This is a genomic window from Flavobacterium sp. CLA17, assembly GCF_013112255.2.
GTDB classification, from domain to species: domain Bacteria; phylum Bacteroidota; class Bacteroidia; order Flavobacteriales; family Flavobacteriaceae; genus Flavobacterium; species Flavobacterium circumlabens.
On record NZ_CP068294.1, the window covers coordinates 3,540,342 to 3,557,931 of the forward strand.

Below are 17,590 nucleotides of genomic sequence, written 5' to 3' on the forward strand. Positions count from 1 at the left end.
TTTTATAATTAGGAGATTTCTTCAAATACATTCGATTCAATAGTCTCAGATACGGCAACCCCAAATTCCTGAAAAGCAATTTTGGTTTCTACCTGATAATATTCAACACCGGTAATTTCTCTAATGATATAGGAATTGCGATAACAGGCCATTCCTAAATCCGGTGTTACAAATCCGTGCGTGTGCAATTCGGCATTCTGAACAAAAATTTCGCCTCCGTTTTTGTCAATGCTATAATTCCTGTTGGCATCAAAACGTCCTTTTTCATCCCATTGGATTCTCGCTGAAATTCCTTCTATAAAACGAGGCAGTTGATAGCTATACCCTGTTGCCAAAACCAATGCATCAGTAGTATGACGGTATTTTTTATCCTGCTCTACCTGATTCAGTTCCAATTCAAAAGACTTCTTATCCTCATTATAATCAGCTTTTATACAAGCTGCATTGGTTCTTAAATTCACATCTATTTCCGTCACTACTTTTTTAGTGTAAATGGTGTCGAAAATGGTTCCGATCAAATCTTTATTGATTCCTTTGTAAAGCAGTTTCTGATCTTTGAGCAGGTAATCTCTTTTTTGGGGAGGAAGGCTGTAGAAATAATCTACATATTCCGGAGACGTCATTTCTAAGGTAAGTTTGCTGTAATCCATTGGGAAAAAACGGGACGAACGCGTAATCCAGTTCAGCTGATAACCGTAAACATCTATCTCCTGCAATAAATCATTAAATACTTCGGCAGCACTTTGTCCGCTCCCCAATACGGTGATTGATTTTTGTTGCTGAAGCGCTGCTTTATTCTGAATATAGCCGGAAGAATGCACTGCTTTTCCTTTAAGGGCTTTGCAGGATTTCGGGATATGAGGTGCTGTTCCTGTTCCTAACACCAGTTTTCTGGTTTGGTAAAAGGTAACCGCATTCGTTTTGGTACAAACTGTTTTTACAATATAAATCGACTGATTTTCATCGTATTCGATAGTGGAAACTTCGGTATTGAAAAAGACATTCGGTAATTTTTTAATCGCCCACTGGCAATACTGATTGTATTCGTTTCTTAATAATAAAAAGTTTTCACGAATGTAAAACGAGTACATTTTGCCTTGTTCTTTGATGTAATTCAGAAAGCTAAACGGACTTGTCGGGTCGGCAAGTGTCACCAGATCCGCCAGAAATGGAATCTGCAGTGTGGTATCCTGCAAAAGCATTCCCGGATGCCAGTTGAAAGAATCATTTTTGTCAAAGAATAAACCGTCAAGGTTCTCAATGGGTGCGGTCAGGCAGGCTAAACTCAGGTTAAAAGGTCCAACACCAACAGCTATAAAGTCGTATATTTTATTTTCCATAATGGGTATTAATTTATCAATGAATATTCCTGACCGTGAGCAACGATTAAAGCGATAATTTCTTCGATATCGGCAGGAGTGGTAAGCGGGTTTAGCAAGGTGAATTTCAGGAATACTTCGTTGTAGACTTTGGTGCTGGTTATAATGGCTTTCCCTTCGTTAAAAATGGCTTTTCTAATGTAACTGTTTAGGCCGCAGAAAGATCTTTCATCTGCTTTCCAGGGCGTGTAACGAAATACGATGGTGCTGATTTCCGGATGATGTATCAGTTCGAAATCGTTTCTGTTTCTCAGTAAATTTGCCGTAAACAGGGCATTGTCGATGGCTTTTTCCATGTAGGTGCTCAGTCCTTTCGTACCAATGATTCTTAAGGTGAACCATAATTTCAGGGCATCGAACCTGCGGGTGGTCTGGATGGATTTTTTGACCATGTTCGGAATTCCCTCGTCTTCCTGTTCTTTGGAGTTCAGGTAATCTGCGTGGTATTTGATATATTCGACATACGATTTGTCTCTCATAAAAAAGCCGCTGGAACTTACCGGCTGATAAAAGGTTTTATGATAATCGATGGTCACGGAATCTGAAAGTTCGATTCCGGCTAATTTATTCTGATGCTTTTCACTGATCAGTAATCCTCCTCCATAAGCGGCATCTACGTGAAACCATAATTTGTTTTCTGCTGCTATTGCAGCGATTTCAGTTAAGGGATCTATCGAACCAAAATCTGTCGTTCCCGCTGTACCGACAACGGCAATCGGAATATTTCCTAAATCTTTCTGCTGCTGGATTACTTTTTTCAGTGCGTGGACATTCATTTTAAAATCCGAATCAACAGCGACGGGAACTACGGCATTCTGACCTAACCCCAATAGGCTTAAGTTCTTTTTTAAGCTAAAATGACTTACTTCAGAACATAAAACCCTGAACTTTGAGGCATCCGCCGGAAGCCCGTCCATTTTTGGATCAATATCGTAATGTGTTTTTATATAATGATCGCGTGCGAGGAGCAGTCCCATCATATTAGATTGTGTTCCGCCACTGGTAAAAATTCCGTCGGCTCTTTGCGGATAACCTAATTTTTCAATGGTCCATTCTACCAGTTTCAACTCTATAAAAGTGGCTCCGGTACTCTGATCCCAGGTATCCATTGAGGAATTTAACGAAGAGATAAACGCTTCCGCCACCAATGTAGGCGTTAAAATCGGACAATTGAGATGCGCAATATATTTTGGATCATGAAAATGGATGCAATCATTCAGATAAATGTCTTTTAATTCGTCTAAAACATACTCTAAACTCTTTCCTCCATAATTATCTTCAAGGGCTATTGCATCTATTTTTTCTTTGATTGTAGTAATACTTGTACCTGTAAAAGGCGTATCTCTGTTTTCTAAATGATTGGCAATTAGCTTAATTGCTTTTTTCATGCTCTTTTTATAAAGAGAGACTGACTTTTTATTATTAGAAAAGATATGCTTGTGATGATCTGTTTCTAATACGCTCTTTAATTGAATTGTTCTTATCTGTTCCTTTGCTTCCATTTGCTTAATTTATTTAGATTGATTCTGAATAATAGTCATCAGCAAAAGTAAATTCGATACAAAATAAAGTCAATACTACAGCAGTAGTAAATAGAATTGTACAAAAGAGGTATAAGACGTACTACATCTATAGTAGGAAATAACTAGTATATTTATAATTATTTGAACGAAAATTAAATCATTTTTTTCTCAATGGCATATAATATAAGCTCCGGCGTGGTATGCTTGCCTGTTTTTTTCATGATGTTTTTCCGATGTGTTCTAAAAGTATGAATACTGATAAAAAGATGAGAGGCGATACTTTTTCCATCATTACCCTTTGCAATCTGTTTTAAAATTTCATACTCCCTGAAAGTAAGTTTTTGGCTGGCATCTGAACTGGGTAAAGTGAATACGTCCATCAGTCCGTTTAGTGTTTTTGGACAGAAGTAGCGTTCTCCGTTTTCAATTTTGTACAAGGCATCAAAAATGGTCTGTTCCTGACAATCTTTGCAAATAAAACCGTCAATTCCGTCCTGTAAGAAACTATTGACGGTTTGTTTGTTTTTAAAATACGATAAAATGATGATTTTACAATCCGGGAAAGTCATTCGCAGTTGCTTGAAGTCATCTTCGTAGAATAAAAAAATATTGTTGGGATCTATGATAAGATACTCTACGTTGTTTTTCTCAAAATGATTAAGTAACTCATCTTTAGAATTTACAATGGTTAAACTTGCTTTTTTTACAATTTTTTTCAGTGTATATCTCAGCCCGATTATGTGTAGGTTTTCAGAATCAGCGATAAGGAAGTTTTTCATTATTAATCTTTATTTAGAATTGGTCTAAACAAAAATAGGTAATAAAATCGATACTGCTGTATTATTTTTTGGGCACATAGGTTAATAAAAGAAAGAAACCAAGTACAAAAAATAAATTTTCAAAACGAAAACGGAATAAATATTTTGATCTGCCCCGTTATATAACGTTCAGTTGAACTTTTAAAAACGAAGCACTTCAGCACCTGACTTTATAGTATATTACCTGTAAATTATAGTATTTTAACTGGTTTAAGTGAAAATAGAACAATCCCGAAATAATGGCTTAATTTTGACCTAAACTGATTTATAAAATTATCACTAAACAATCAAAGCAGATATAAACAACTTAAAAAAGAAGCAAATGACAATTGGAGTTGGCGGTTCAACCGCAAGTATAGAATTAGAGAAAATACAAAATATGACACTTGATGTACAGCCTATTGCATTGGCTGAATATCAGTTGCGCATTCAAAAAGCAACAGTCTTTCTGAAAAAGCAAAACTGCAAAGCTATCTACGTCAATGCCGGAACCAACCTGTATTATTTTACGGGAACCAAATGGAATCCGTCGGAACGAATGGTTGGAGCCCTGCTTTTTGAAGATGAAAGCATCGAATATATTGTTCCCAAATTTGAAGAAGGTACATTTAAAACCTTCCTGCAAGTGGAAGGACATCTCAATTTCTGGGAAGAACATGAGAATCCGTATGAGTTGTTTGGAGCTATTTTAGAAAGTAAAAACATTCATAACGGAACGATTGCTTTAGACGAATCAGCGGCTTACTTTTTAGCCGATAATGTGGTCAAAACCAATCCGAATTATAGTTTTATAAACGCACAACCCATAACTGCGGGCTGCAGAATGCATAAATCCGCAGCTGAAATTGCCATCATTCAACAGGCAAAAGAGATTACAATGGTGGTTCAAAAAGCCGCTGCACGCATTTTATATCCGGGTATTGCAGTAAAAACGGTTACTGATTTTATCAACAAAGCCCATATCAAAGCCGGAATACCTTCCGGTTCTTATTTCTGTATTGTACTTTTTGGAGAAGATTCACAATATCCTCATGGTGTTACTGCTCCGCAGGATTTAAAGGACAACGATATTGTTTTAATTGATACCGGCTGCCGTTTAGAAGGCTATTTGTCTGATATCACACGAACGTATGTGTATGGCAAACCAACCGAGGCACACAGAAAAATATGGAACTTAGAAAAAGCAACGCAAAAAGCTGCTTTTGATGCCGCTCAAATTGGTGCTACCTGTGGTTCTGTAGATGATGCCGCCCGAAAAGTACTGGCCGAAGCGGGATTAAGCGGTGATTATGAAATTCCGGGCTTACCGCATCGTGTAGGACATGGCACCGGACTGGACATTCACGAATACCCGTATTTAGTAAGAGGTAATCCAACCCTTTTAGAAGAAGGAATGGTGGTTAGTAATGAACCCATGATCTGTATTCCTGGACAATTCGGAATTCGTCATGAGGATCATTTTTATATGACCGCTTCCGGACCGAAGTGGTTTACAACTCCTATGGAGAGTATTGATAACCCGTTTGGTTTGTAGTTTCAGGTTTCAGGTTTAAACTGTTGCGTAATTTGCGACTGAAAACTGTGACTGTGACTGAAAACTGAAACCTGAAAACTGAAAAAGAGACCGCCCAACTTGTGGAACAGTCTCTTTTTACTTTAACCTAACCAACTTTTATTCTACCAATAATTTTTTCTTTTCTGTAAAGTTTCCGTCTGTGGCAATTACCATATAGACTCCTTTTCTTAGGGAATTTACAGAGAAGGAAGCGGTATTGTGCGCTGCGCCAACCAGATTGCCTGTACTGTCGTAAATCGTTATTTTGACTTTGGAAGTATCGAGATTGCCAAAATTAAAATGAACTATGTCAGAAGCCGGATTTGGATACATGGCAAATGATTTGACTTCATCTATTGCTGATAGTCCCAGATTACCGGACTGCAGATCGATGGTATGGGAAGTGCTCCATTCACTTACTGCTGTTCCGTTTTTGGCTCTTACCCTGAACTCGTAGATGGTTTGAGTACCCTGTTTCGGAATCCATAAATAATAAGTTACCGAACTCCCGACTGTTGTCCAGCCTGAAGTATTTAATTGTACTTCATAGGATGCCGCTTCAGGCATGGTCGCCCAGGAAGCATAAAAGCCTGATGCATAAACCCCTGCATTGGAAAGATTGATTGGTGTTGGCAAAGTTACAGGATTTGTTACCCCTGCTGTAACCGTATAATCTTCAACTTCTCCATCTCCCAGATTACCGCAGGCTGTTGTTGGATTTGCATTGTATTTCATTACAACACGCATACGGGTTGTTCCGGTAAAGGTAATTGGCGTAAAACTTCCTGTCACTGTCGTTTTTGAGGAGAGTCCGTCAATCACTTTTTCTGATGCTTCAAACTGATTGTTTTTGTTATAATCAATCCAAACGCCCCAGTATTCCGTATAGGAAGAGCCCGTAAAACCGGGAACTAAACTGATATTTATACTGGTATTCGGAGTCAGTGTAATTACTTTTGAAGTATAATCGGTATAACCGGAGGTATCTTTTCCGGAAGTATGGGTAAAACTTCCTACCGTTACCGCATTAATAAACTCATAACCGTTTGCGGTCTGAACGGTACACAAAGGTGTATTTGGAATAGTAACCGAAACTACATTTGAATACTCTGAATAAACAGCTGCCGCTTTTGCCCTGATCTTATATTGGTAGGTACTGCCTGCCGTTAAAGCGGAATTCGTATACGTAGTTGCCGTAGGGGCTAAAGTCGCAATTTCGGCAAAAACAGCATCTGATCCGGCTCTTTCTATTATTATATTGGTGGCAGTGGTAGCATTGTTCACCCAGCTGAGCTGCACTTCTAAATTTGCTGCCGTTGCTGTTAAATTGGAAGGTGGCGGAACGGTAGTTGTGTTTTGTATTCCTGCTTTTATGGATTCGTTGGGTTTGGTGTTATAGCCAAAATCCAAAACGGTATATCCTGTTCCGCCAGCTTCTACTTTTACGTGCATCCATCCGTAACAAGTACGTCCTCTGCTTTTATATTCAAAACCGACGTATCCTGTTTTATTATCCCAGGCTGTATAAGCGGGAGTTCTTAAATCCAATTGATCCGGATAGGCACTTCCGGGTACAACAAAAGTATTGGATGCTCCGATAATAGTTCCTTCAGGGATAAATGAAATGTTTCTGGTACCTGTTTCCCCAACTAATCTTTTGCCATAGGTTTCCATTTTCAAAGCAGCTGCTGCAAATTGCCATGCACCGTAGTCTGTATTATCGCCTATTCCTAAGCTGAAAAATTGCCAGGTGGCTGCTGCCGATGCCACATAATCGGTATTGTTGACATAAAATATACCATATGGCGCGTCAAATTTCAGACTGATTGTTTTGGAAGCATTGTCCAGCGTCGCAATTCCGCCTGTAATGGCAGCATCTTTAAAAGTAATCACAACAGCCGCGTCGTTAGCAGGAAGGTGGGCATTGGCCTTTCCGGTAAAAGTAACGACTGTTTTAGTAGTACCCTGAAGGCTAAGAGTCGCTGTTAAGCCCGCCGGAACTCCCATTATGGTATAATGTGTTCCTTCGGTCCAGGTTCCACTACTTTTGGTAAATGTTCCATTATTGGTGGACAAGGTAATTGTAGTGCTTGTGGTTATATTACCATCATTTGCTTCCGATTCATATAAGGTTCCTTCGGATAAAACTACAGCCGTTTTAGCGGTCATTCCGGTATAAATCGGAGTATTCGGCTGGGTGTTATAGGCGTATTCAGAGATCGTATATCCATCTCCGTTGGCATTGACGGTAATTTTAAACCAGCCGTAACACGTTAAACCATCAATTAGATAATCAAAACCTGCATAACCGGTTTTTCCGTCCCATGCAGTGTAAGTTGCTGTTCGCAGATCCAGCTGATTAGGGAATGCTCCCGGCACAGTCATATTGCTTACAGGTCCAACGGCTGTATTGGATGCCAGTAATGCGATGTTTTTAGTACCGTTTTCGCATACCATTCTTTTAGCATAGGTTTCGATTTTCAAAGCATTGGCATCAAATCTCCAGCCTCCAAAGGCAGGATCGTCTCCTTTGGCAATTTCAAAGTATTTCCATGTCAGATCCGATGAAACGGTAACATCCGGCATATCGACAAAAAAGATTCCGTACGGATCTGAAAATCTAAAATTAAAGAACAATGCCGTACAGGATAAATCAGCAATTCCGCCTACAAAAGCGGCCGGTAAAAAAGTAATTCCGCCTGAAGCATTATTTGCCAAAGCATGACTGGTTGCTTTTCCCGTAAGGGTTATCGTAATCTGCTTGTTTGAATTTACGGTCAGAACAGGTGTTATTCCTGCCGGAAAAGTATGGGTGAAATGTGTCCCTGAAGTGAGTGTTCCGGAACTAAGTACAAAATTTTTGGTACCGCTTAAAGTCACTGTTGATGAAGTACTAAAAGAACCATCATTAATCAATGCTTCTTTAAAGGATGTTACCGAAGCCAGCAAAGCACTTCCTGTTAAGTTTACACCCGTATCGATCAGATTTTGAGCCTGCCATAACGATTTACGGGCGGGGTGCTCTAAAGCAGCGAGCATTCTGCTGATCTGACCCTGGGTATACATTTTATAACAGCCCTGAGCGCCATTATATCCCATATAATTTTCAAAATTCACTTTATCTCCGCTACAATTAGTACCGGGTGTACAAGCCAAAGTATGCTTTGCGTCTTCTGCCGGAGTATCATCAACTTCATCGGTTCCGGAGCAGCCTCCTTCAAAAGTGTGAATTAAATTTAGAAAGTGACCAAACTCATGCGTTAAGGTTGCGGAGAATTCCTTGCTATAGGAGTTGTCATAAAGATAAGCTCCATTAAACACCACACGGGCCGTATTGCTTGCCGTCATATCGGAATTGGGATACCAGGCCACTCCGGAGTTGTTCGTTGCCCCGTCATTATACAAATCATTCTGAATGTAAACATTCATGTATTTGGTATTGTCCCAGGCATCGGCTGCAATCTGATCATCATACCCCCCGCCGTTTCCGTAACCGTTTTTGGCGGGATGAAAGATAACCCCTGAAGTACAGCCTCCATTAGGATCTTTTTTCGCCAGTTTGAATTCCACATTTATAGTTCCTCTTCGGGGCTGAAAAAAAGATTCGACAGTCTGAAAATCGGCATTTCTTCCGTTGAAATCATCGTTGAGTTGTGCCAGATGATTTACAATTTTTTCATAGGTAACGGTTTTACCGCTTTGAACGTCTCCATAAATATGGAATACCACCGGAATGGTATAGGTAACAGCGGCTTCTTTCGAGGTTTTGTTTTTTCGCTGTAAAGCAAACTTTTTGCTAAAGACATCAAAGTCTTTTTTCTCCTGAAGCGAAGCCGGATTATTCCGGTACACTTTGGCATTTTCTTCGGTTGTCCGACAAGGCAAGCCCTGAGCACTAACTTTCAATACGCTGAAAATCAGAAAGAACAGTAGTAGTTTTAATTTCATGGTTTTTTGGTTTTAATTAGTAATAACCAAATTTAACCCTACAGATTCTTTCTTTCTGATACTATTTTAGTAAGAATTGGTATATAATTAGCTTTTTTAGTCTTCAGTCGCGAGGAAAGTCGCAGTTGTAAGAACAGTCGCAGTCGCAGTTTTACCTAAACTTTACAGTAGAAACGCGTTTCGACTTCGCTCAGAGTGACACTGAAAACTGAAGACTGAGACTGCGACTAAAAAACTACTTCCCTCCGGCAGGACAATTCTTTTCAATAAACCTCACAAAGGTATCCAGTAAATGCTTACTCGTTCCTTCGCCTTCGTAAATACTGTGCGAGCGGTTCGGGTAAATCATCAGGTCGAACATTTTATCGTATTTAATCAATTCGTTTATCAGTACCTCGGCATTTTTATAATGTACGTTGTCATCGCCTGTACCGTGAATGTACAACAGGTTTCCTTTTAAGTTTTTGGCATGGGTTACAGGAGAGGCCTGAATATAAGTAGCTTCATTCTCACTCGGAATACCCATATAACGTTCGGTATAAATATTATCGTAAAAATGCTGGTCTGTAACGGCTGAAATTGCGATACCTGTTTTGTAGATATCAGGATACTGAAACATCAGATTCAAAGTTACAGCTCCGCCGCCGCTCCAGCCGTGAACGGCTATTCGGTCGGAATCCACGAATTTCCATTTTAGAATTTCTTTGGCTGCCATGGCCTGATCACGGGTGTTTATAATTCCGATGTTTTTATAAATTGACTTTCTCCATTTCGTTCCTTTCATTACAGGGGTTCCTCTGTTATCCATTGCTATTCCGATATATCCTTCCGGAATTACCTGGCCAATAAACGGGTAAAAATAAGGTGTGTCATTGGCAACGGATGCCATTGGTTCTCCATACACATAAAAGAATACCGGATATTTTTTTGAAGGATCAAAATCCAATGGTTTCGCCATTATTCCATCCATCTCTATTCCGTCTACTGTGGTTACTTTGAATTTCTCCATAGTGTAATCACGCTGAGGTGCCTGAAAGGAATCGGCTTCCTGCGGTAGTATTTTTTTATGTCCGGCTAATGCAATTAATCGTGTATTGTAGTCTCTGTTGATATTGGAATTGGTGTGTTTTGCATACATCGCATCTGTGGAGAAACTATATTCGTTGGTACCGTCAAACAGATCCGGCGTTACTTTTTTGGTCTTTTTTGAATTTAGATTGGTTTCGTACAAATAACGTTGTGTCGCATCTGTTGGACTTGCCTTAAAATAAATTGTTTTGGTCTTATCGTTGTAGGCCTGAAAATAAGCATCAAAATAAGCGGTCGTTATTAATTCTTTTGATTTACCATCACTGCTGATTTTATAAATATGCATCCAGCCATCTGCATCAGAACTCCATAAAAAGGCTTTTCCATTCTCTACAAAATGACAAGGGAAGCCATCGTATTGACCGGAGGAAATATCAAAAACATCGATCCATGCTGCAGATTCTTCTTTATAAATCACCTTAGCGGCACCTGATTTGGTATCGCAATTGTAAAAAGTAACCTGATTTTGATTGCGGTTTAACTGAATCACCATGACCGATTGGTTCGTCAGCCATTTCATTCGCACTAAATAATTATTATCCGGTTCGCCGGGAATATTCAGCCAATTGGTCTGTAAGGAAGTGATATCAATTACTCCGATTTTAACCGACGAAGGTTTCTCACCTGCTTTTGGATATTCAACAGGAACGACAACCGGATACAAAGAATCGGTATTGTTAATCATGAAATGAAATTTGGTTTCCGATGCATCTACGCGCCAGAAAGCAATACTCTTGCCGTCAGGGCTCCATCTGAATCCGTCTCGGGCTGCCAGTTCTTCTTCATACACCCAGTCAAATGTTCCGTTGATAATTTTATCGGTTCCATCTGTGGTCAGCGGTGTTATTTTTCCCGTCTTTACATTTTCAAGGTAAATGTTATGATTGGAAACATAGGCTACATTTTCACTATCCCCTGAAAATTTCGCAAACATCAATGAAGACGCATCCAGGTTTTTTCCTAATTGTTTTCCTTTTCCCGTTGCTAAATCAAAAAACCAGTAATCTCCTTTTGTATTGGCTCTCCAAACTTTTTTTGAATTCGTATACAACAGTACTTTTGTTTTATTGGTATTCCAGACCAAATCTTCAATTTCTCCGTTAAAGCCGGATTCAGACAACTGCTGCTGCGTCAGAATTGTGGTGTGCTTGTCTAATTTGTCCACATCATACACTTCTATAGTGTTACTTTTATTGACCCAAAACGAATGAGAATCGGGTAACCAGTTCAGACTATTGATGTCGATATCATGCTGCGCAAAAACAGAGGAACAAACAAAGAGTAACAGTAGTAAATACTTTTTCATAGTAGTGGTTTTTATTCTTAATTACAGTTGAAACATTTTTGTATCTACAGAAGTAGTTGTTTTACCAGCGATAATCTCCGTTACAATTTTACCGGTTGCCGGTGCCAGACTTACTCCCATCATGGCATGTCCTGTAGCCAGTGTCAAATTTACAATTTTTTTATCTCTTGTAATAATCGGCATTCCGGATGGTGTACAAGGCCTGAATCCGAACCAGGTATCTGCTGTTTTTGGCATTTCAATCTGCATTTCGGGATAAAAATCATTAATGGTAGTTACGATTCCCTGAAGCCTGTTTGTATTTATTTTGGTATCTGCGGTATGCGTTATTTCCATAGTTCCGCCAAAACGAATGTCATTATTCATAGGTGTTACCGCTACTTTTCCTTCGCATAAAATCGATGGAATTGCCGGCTTTTGATTTTTGTTTTTTAGTGTAAAACTATACCCTTTTCCGGGTAAAATCGAGAGGGAGATATTTAGTTTTTTTGCTAATGAAGGACTCCACGAACCCGCCGCCAATACTACTTCATCGGTTGCAAAAGTGCCCTTATCCGTTGCTATTTTAGCAATTTTATTTCCTTCGAAATGAAAATCCTTAACCGTAGTACAGGAATGGATTTCCACTTTTAAACGAATTAATTCTTCTTTGATAAACTTCATGAATTTTTGCGGGTACAAATGGGCATCACTTTTATAATGAACGCCGCCAATAACATCGGTTTTGGTTCCTGTTTCCAAAGCCGCAACGGCTGTTTTAGAAAGATAATCGACTTCAAGACCCAATCGTTCTGCTTCTTTGCCTTCGTGATACATTTCTTCTGCTACCTTATCACTTTTATAAAGCATTAAAAGTCCTTTTTCCTCGTAAAAAAAGGAATTGTTTTCTTTTGCAAAATCCTGATATAACTCTTTACTCAACATAGAAAGATTACGTAAAGCCGGCATTGCTTTCTCGACGTGATTTCTGTTGGCGTGTTTATAAAATTGCCAGCCCCATTTTAATAAATCGGTATTGAGACGCGGTTTTACATAAAACGGACTCTGGCTGTCAAACATCCATCTCATGCCCTGCGCGATCATTCCGGGTTGTGCCAAAGGTATAATATGTGAAGGTACAATCATTCCGGCATTTCCGTACGAACAGCCGTTATCCATAGCCGATTCATCGAAAACACTTACTTCGTAACCTTCTTTGGCCAGATAATAAGCAGAACACAAGCCAATAATTCCACCGCCAACAATCCCTACTTTTTTCATACATTTTTAATTAATTAAAAGTTTATTGACAAGACTTACCACCTTTATCAATCGCCAACTATTTTTTCGAATTTTAAAGTACCTGAAATCCAAATGCGTAAGGATCATCACTTTCATCAATAATGATGTTGTTGTAGCCATATACTTTTGCCCAGCCCTGAATACTGGGAACAATGGCCGGAATGTCTCCGATACTTGTTTCTTCGACTACTTTTCCAATAAATTTACTTCCGATATAACTTTCGTGAATAAATTCCTCTCCTGCTTTCAGCTTTCCTTTTGCATGCAATTGCGCCATTCTTGCAGAAGTTCCTGTACCGCAAGGCGAACGGTCTATGGCTTTGTCTCCATAAAAAACAGCATTCCTGCCAGATGATTTCGGATCAATAGGCTGTCCCGTCCATAACATATGGGTCACATCCCTGATCGTATTATTTTCAGGATGAATAAAATAATTGGGATATTCCTCATTGATCCGGTTGCGTAATTCCTGACTGTACTGAATAATTTTACCTGCGGTGAAATCCTGAACACCGGAAAAATGATCCTGCGGATCTACAATGGCGTAATAATTTCCTCCGTACGCCACATCAAAAATGATTTCTCCGAGTTCCGGGCACTGAATGGTTAATCCTTCTGCCGCCAGATAAGATTTGACGTTGGTCAGACGTACCCAATCGACTTTAGCGCCTGTCTGCTGATACTCAATTTGTACTAAACCAGCCGGAGCTTCCATTTTGATTTTACCGGGCGTTTTAGGAATAACGAGTCCTTCTTCGATTGCAATGGTTATGGTGCCGATTGTTCCGTGACCGCACATCGGCAGACAGCCAGAAGTTTCGATGAATAAAATCCCAAAATCATTGTCCGGATTACTGGGCGGATACAAGATACTGCCACTCATCATGTCATGGCCGCGAGGTTCGAACATAAGCCCTTTTCTGATCCAGTCAAATTCTTTCAGGAAATGCTGGCGTTTTGCACTCATAGAATCGCCCAGCAAATTGGGCCCTCCTCCGGCAACCACTCTTACGGGATTTCCGCAGGTGTGTGCGTCTACACAAAAAAAAGTTTTCTTTAGCATTTTATATTTTGGATAGTGTTAGTTTATGATCTATTGTACGCAGAATTTCCAGCGGATTTTCATTTTGCAATTCAGCTGGCAGCAAATCATCCGGCCAGTTCTGATAACTCAGCGGACGCACCCATCTGTAAACGGCGTGTGTTCCCACCGCAGTAAATCTCGAATCTGATGATGCCGGATAGGGGCCGCCATGTAACATAGAAGCGCATACCTCTACACCGGTTGGAACGCCATTAAAAATCAACCGTCCTACCCGATTCTGCAAAGCAAAAATAATGTCCTGATGGTATTGCAATTCATTTTCGGCACCGATAATGGTTCCGGTTAATTGTCCTTCCAAGGTATTAATTATTTGTAGTAATTCGGTCTCATTATCACATTCTACTAGGATTGAAAATGGGCCAAAAACCTCCTGGCTTAATACTTTATTTTTCAGGAATTCTTCCCCACTCACTTTCAGAATAGTCGCTCTTCCATGGTTGGGTGGCACTTCTCCTTTAAATTGCGCTACTTTCGAAACTCCTTTTTGTGCTTCCCTTTTTAGGATGCCGCTTTCAAAATCAGCCTGCATGGAAGCATGCAGCATACAGGAAGGCTGAGTGTTTTCGATTGCTGTGGTTAATTCTTCCGCAAACTCATTTAAGGCAGCTCCTTTTACCGCTAATAATAAACCGGGATTGGTACAAAACTGACCTGCACCCAAAGTAATCGAACCTGCATAAGCATTCGCCCATTTTTGACTGTTTTCTTTCAAGGCATCGGGCAGCAGAACAACCGGGTTTACACTTCCCATTTCGGCGAAAACCGGGATTGGTTCAGGACGCAGTGCTGCTAGGTCACATAAAGCCCTTCCTCCGCTGATACTGCCTGTAAAACCTACCGCTTTTACTAAGGGATGTTTGACCAGACTGGCACCCAGCGTTCTTCCTCCCCCTGCAAGATTTGAAAAGACGCCTTCGGGCATATTTGTTTTTTGTGCGGCTTTTATAATGGCCGAGGCCACCAGTTCACCAGTTCCGATATGCATCGAATGGCTTTTTACAATAACAGGACAACCTGCAGCCAAAGCTGAAGCCGTATCTCCTCCGGCGGTTGAAAAGGCAAAAGGAAAATTACTGGACCCAAAAACGACAACAGGTCCTAACGGTACCAGCATCTTACGTAAATCTTCTTTTGGAGCAGGCTGCCGCTCCGGTACGGCAGTATCTATTGTAGCCTGAACCCAGCTTCCCTCGATAAGCATTTCAGCAAATGAACGCAGCTGTCCTATCATCCTGCCCCGCTCCCCTTCTGCGCGGCCCTTTGGGAAACCGGATTCGCTACAATATTGAACTAACAATTCATCTCCTAATACCAGAATTTCCTCGGCAATGGCATTTAAAAATGCAGCCTTTTCTAATCCGGAACATTTTTTATAACGTACAAATGCCTGACTGGCTAAAGCAACCGCCTCTTCTATTTCTTCCTCAGTTGCTTCTGTAAAAACCCACGGATTTTCGGTATTTAAAAGCGGATTAAACGTTTTTAAGGTGATGGTTCCGGCTGCTTTAAGCTGACTTCCTATATAATTTTTTCCTGTAATCATAGTTGTTGTATTAGTAATGCATACTCTGCCGTTTAAAAACAGGCAAAGCCAGTCCGATGAATGTATTATTATAGATTTTTATAATCCGGTAATGTTGGTCTGTTGCGCAGTCCTTCGGCTATAATGGCCTGCACTTTTTCCCGTTCACTACCCTGAAGCGGCAGTCTCGGAGCGCGAACATACTCGCTTCCGATTCCGGTGGCCACTTCGGCTAATTTGATGTTTTGTACCAGAAAAGAATTAATATCCAGTTCCAGCAACGGCAAAAACCATCTGTAAATGGCCAAAGCTTCGTCGATTCTTCCTGCTTTTGCCAGCTTGAAAATGGCCACGGTTTCTGCCGGAAAAGCACACACCAAACCGGAAACCCATCCGTCTGAACCCATTAATATACTTTCTAAAGCCAGGGTATCTACGCCTGATAATATTTTTAAACGGTCCCCAAAACGATTGATCATTCTGGTCACGTTCGAAATATCTCTGGTGGATTCTTTTACGGCCTGAATGTTATCGTATTTTAACAATTCCTCAAACATGTCTAAGGTTACTTCAATTTTGTAATCAACCGGATTATTGTAGACCATAATCGGAAGCGACGTATTTCGGGCTACTTCTGAAAAATAAACTACCGTTTCGTAATCGGAAGCTTTATAGCGCATCGGGGGTAACATCATTAATCCTCTGGCACCGTCTTCTTCGGCTTTGTTGGCGGCTAAGATTGCCCCTCTTGTGGTTTGTTCTGCAATATTCATAATCACAGGAACTTTATTATTCGTGAGCGAAACCGTATGTTTGACCAATTCTCTTTTTTCTTCTTCCAAAAGTGTACTGGCTTCCCCTAATGTTCCTCCCAGAATAATTCCGGATACTCCGGCCTCTAATTGTGCTTTCATATTGACCTCAAACATATTGAAGTCTAACTTATCGTCTGCAGTAAATTTTGTAGTAACTGCCGGCATAACGCCATTCCATTGAATCCCCATAGTGTTGCTTTTTATTGTAAACCAAAATTATCGAGAAACCACTCAGGTGTCTCACAGAAAATTACCTCAAAACGATACTATATTACCCTGTATAACTTTCAAATACAAAAAACAGATTAGTATATCATCATTTTATTACTGAAATACAATATATTTGGTTGTAACTAACCAACCAACCCATGAAAGTTTTTCCATTTAAAATTCCAAAATCCGGAGAAGAACCGCTTATCTATCAGGAAGATATAGAAGTATCTTTTTACGACAAATTACATCAGCACGAAGAAATTCAGATTAGTTTTATCGAAAAAGGGGAAGGTGCCGTTTTTGCCGGCGATACAATTTCGCAATATCAGGAAGGTGATATCTTAGTGATCGGAAGCAACCTGCCCCATGTTTTTAGAAGTGATATCCGGGAAAACGAAGTTTCTGTGATGCGAACCCTGTTTTTTACCTTTACTTCTTTTGGAAAAGATTTTTTTGAATTATCTACTTTCAAAACCATTTATCCCCTTCTGGAAAGCAGTAAAAACGGATTCATTATTCATAACGCTCCCAAAAAAGTGGTCAAATATTTTAAGAAACTGAAAAAAGCAGACAGCTGCTCCCGTTTTATTTTGTTTCTGGATATTTTAAAGTGGCTTTCAACAACTGAAAATGAGCCCTTGTCCAATTATTTGTATCACAAAAAAATAACCGACAATGAGGGCAAAAGAATGCAGACTGTTTTTGAATATGTAATGACTAATTTTCACCAAAACATTACCCTTGATGAAATTGCTTCTATAGCGAACATGACCAAAAATGCTTTTTGCCGGTATTTTAAGGTACGGACGAACAAATCCTTTTTTCAGTTTCTGATTGAAGTCCGGATTGAGCGGGCGGCAAAACTGCTGTCCAGCAATGGAGAGCTTTCTGTTCTTGAAATTGCTGAATTATGCGGATTTAATAATATCTCTAATTTCAATCGAAAGTTTAAAGAACTGAAACAGCTTTCTCCTTTACAATACAGAAAAATCAACATCTAAAAGCAATGGGCTTTTAAAGTTTATCTCAGAGAAAT

The 17,590-nt window shown here is 39.8% G+C and carries 11 protein-coding genes; 2 read left to right on the top strand and 9 right to left on the bottom strand.

Annotated features, from left to right (window positions below):
* Positions 1–8: 8 nt before the first annotated feature.
* The 3 genes from HAV12_RS14540 to HAV12_RS14550 form a co-directional block, all read right to left on the bottom strand.
* The gene (locus tag HAV12_RS14540) at positions 9–1,340 is read right to left on the bottom strand and encodes a lysine N(6)-hydroxylase/L-ornithine N(5)-oxygenase family protein (RefSeq protein ID WP_171570294.1); all 1,332 of its coding nucleotides are present in this window, start codon (positions 1,338–1,340) and stop codon (positions 9–11) included.
* A gap of 8 nt (positions 1,341–1,348) precedes the next feature.
* Positions 1,349–2,767 carry an aspartate aminotransferase family protein gene (locus tag HAV12_RS14545; RefSeq protein ID WP_240345166.1) on the bottom strand — a complete coding sequence of 473 codons (1,419 nt, stop codon included), beginning with the start codon at positions 2,765–2,767 and terminating at the stop codon, positions 1,349–1,351.
* A gap of 287 nt (positions 2,768–3,054) precedes the next feature.
* On the bottom strand, positions 3,055–3,681 hold the full coding sequence (locus HAV12_RS14550; protein WP_171570296.1) for a response regulator transcription factor: 627 nt from the start codon (positions 3,679–3,681) through the stop codon (positions 3,055–3,057).
* A 361-nt stretch (positions 3,682–4,042) separates the two neighbouring features.
* Here HAV12_RS14550 and HAV12_RS14555 point away from each other — a divergent pair, with 361 nt between their 5' ends.
* Positions 4,043–5,254: a Xaa-Pro peptidase family protein gene (locus tag HAV12_RS14555; RefSeq protein ID WP_171570297.1), complete on the top strand. Its 1,212-nt coding sequence runs from the start codon at positions 4,043–4,045 to the stop codon at positions 5,252–5,254.
* 138 nt (positions 5,255–5,392) lie between these two features.
* Here the strand turns inward: HAV12_RS14555 and HAV12_RS14560 are convergent, their stop codons facing one another.
* From HAV12_RS14560 to HAV12_RS14585, 6 genes are all read right to left on the bottom strand, one after another.
* On the bottom strand, positions 5,393–9,223 hold the full coding sequence (locus HAV12_RS14560) for a M43 family zinc metalloprotease (RefSeq protein WP_171570298.1): 3,831 nt from the start codon (positions 9,221–9,223) through the stop codon (positions 5,393–5,395).
* 235 nt (positions 9,224–9,458) lie between these two features.
* Positions 9,459–11,618 (bottom strand): DPP IV N-terminal domain-containing protein, encoded by a 2,160-nt coding sequence (locus tag HAV12_RS14565; protein ID WP_171570299.1) that lies wholly within the window; start codon positions 11,616–11,618, stop codon positions 9,459–9,461.
* A 21-nt stretch (positions 11,619–11,639) separates the two neighbouring features.
* Positions 11,640–12,878, bottom strand: a complete 1,239-nt coding sequence (locus HAV12_RS14570) for an FAD-binding oxidoreductase (protein WP_171570300.1) — start codon at positions 12,876–12,878, stop codon at positions 11,640–11,642.
* 73 nt (positions 12,879–12,951) lie between these two features.
* Positions 12,952–13,962 carry a 4-hydroxyproline epimerase gene (locus tag HAV12_RS14575; protein WP_171570301.1) on the bottom strand — a complete coding sequence of 337 codons (1,011 nt, stop codon included), beginning with the start codon at positions 13,960–13,962 and terminating at the stop codon, positions 12,952–12,954.
* Between the two features lies 1 nt (position 13,963).
* On the bottom strand, positions 13,964–15,547 hold the full coding sequence (locus HAV12_RS14580; protein ID WP_171570302.1) for an aldehyde dehydrogenase (NADP(+)): 1,584 nt from the start codon (positions 15,545–15,547) through the stop codon (positions 13,964–13,966).
* A 68-nt stretch (positions 15,548–15,615) separates the two neighbouring features.
* Positions 15,616–16,530: a dihydrodipicolinate synthase family protein gene (locus HAV12_RS14585; protein WP_171570303.1), complete on the bottom strand. Its 915-nt coding sequence runs from the start codon at positions 16,528–16,530 to the stop codon at positions 15,616–15,618.
* A 179-nt stretch (positions 16,531–16,709) separates the two neighbouring features.
* Between HAV12_RS14585 and HAV12_RS14590 the strand changes: the two genes are divergently transcribed.
* On the top strand, positions 16,710–17,555 hold the full coding sequence (locus HAV12_RS14590; protein WP_171570304.1) for an AraC family transcriptional regulator: 846 nt from the start codon (positions 16,710–16,712) through the stop codon (positions 17,553–17,555).
* Positions 17,556–17,590: the final 35 nt, after the last annotated feature.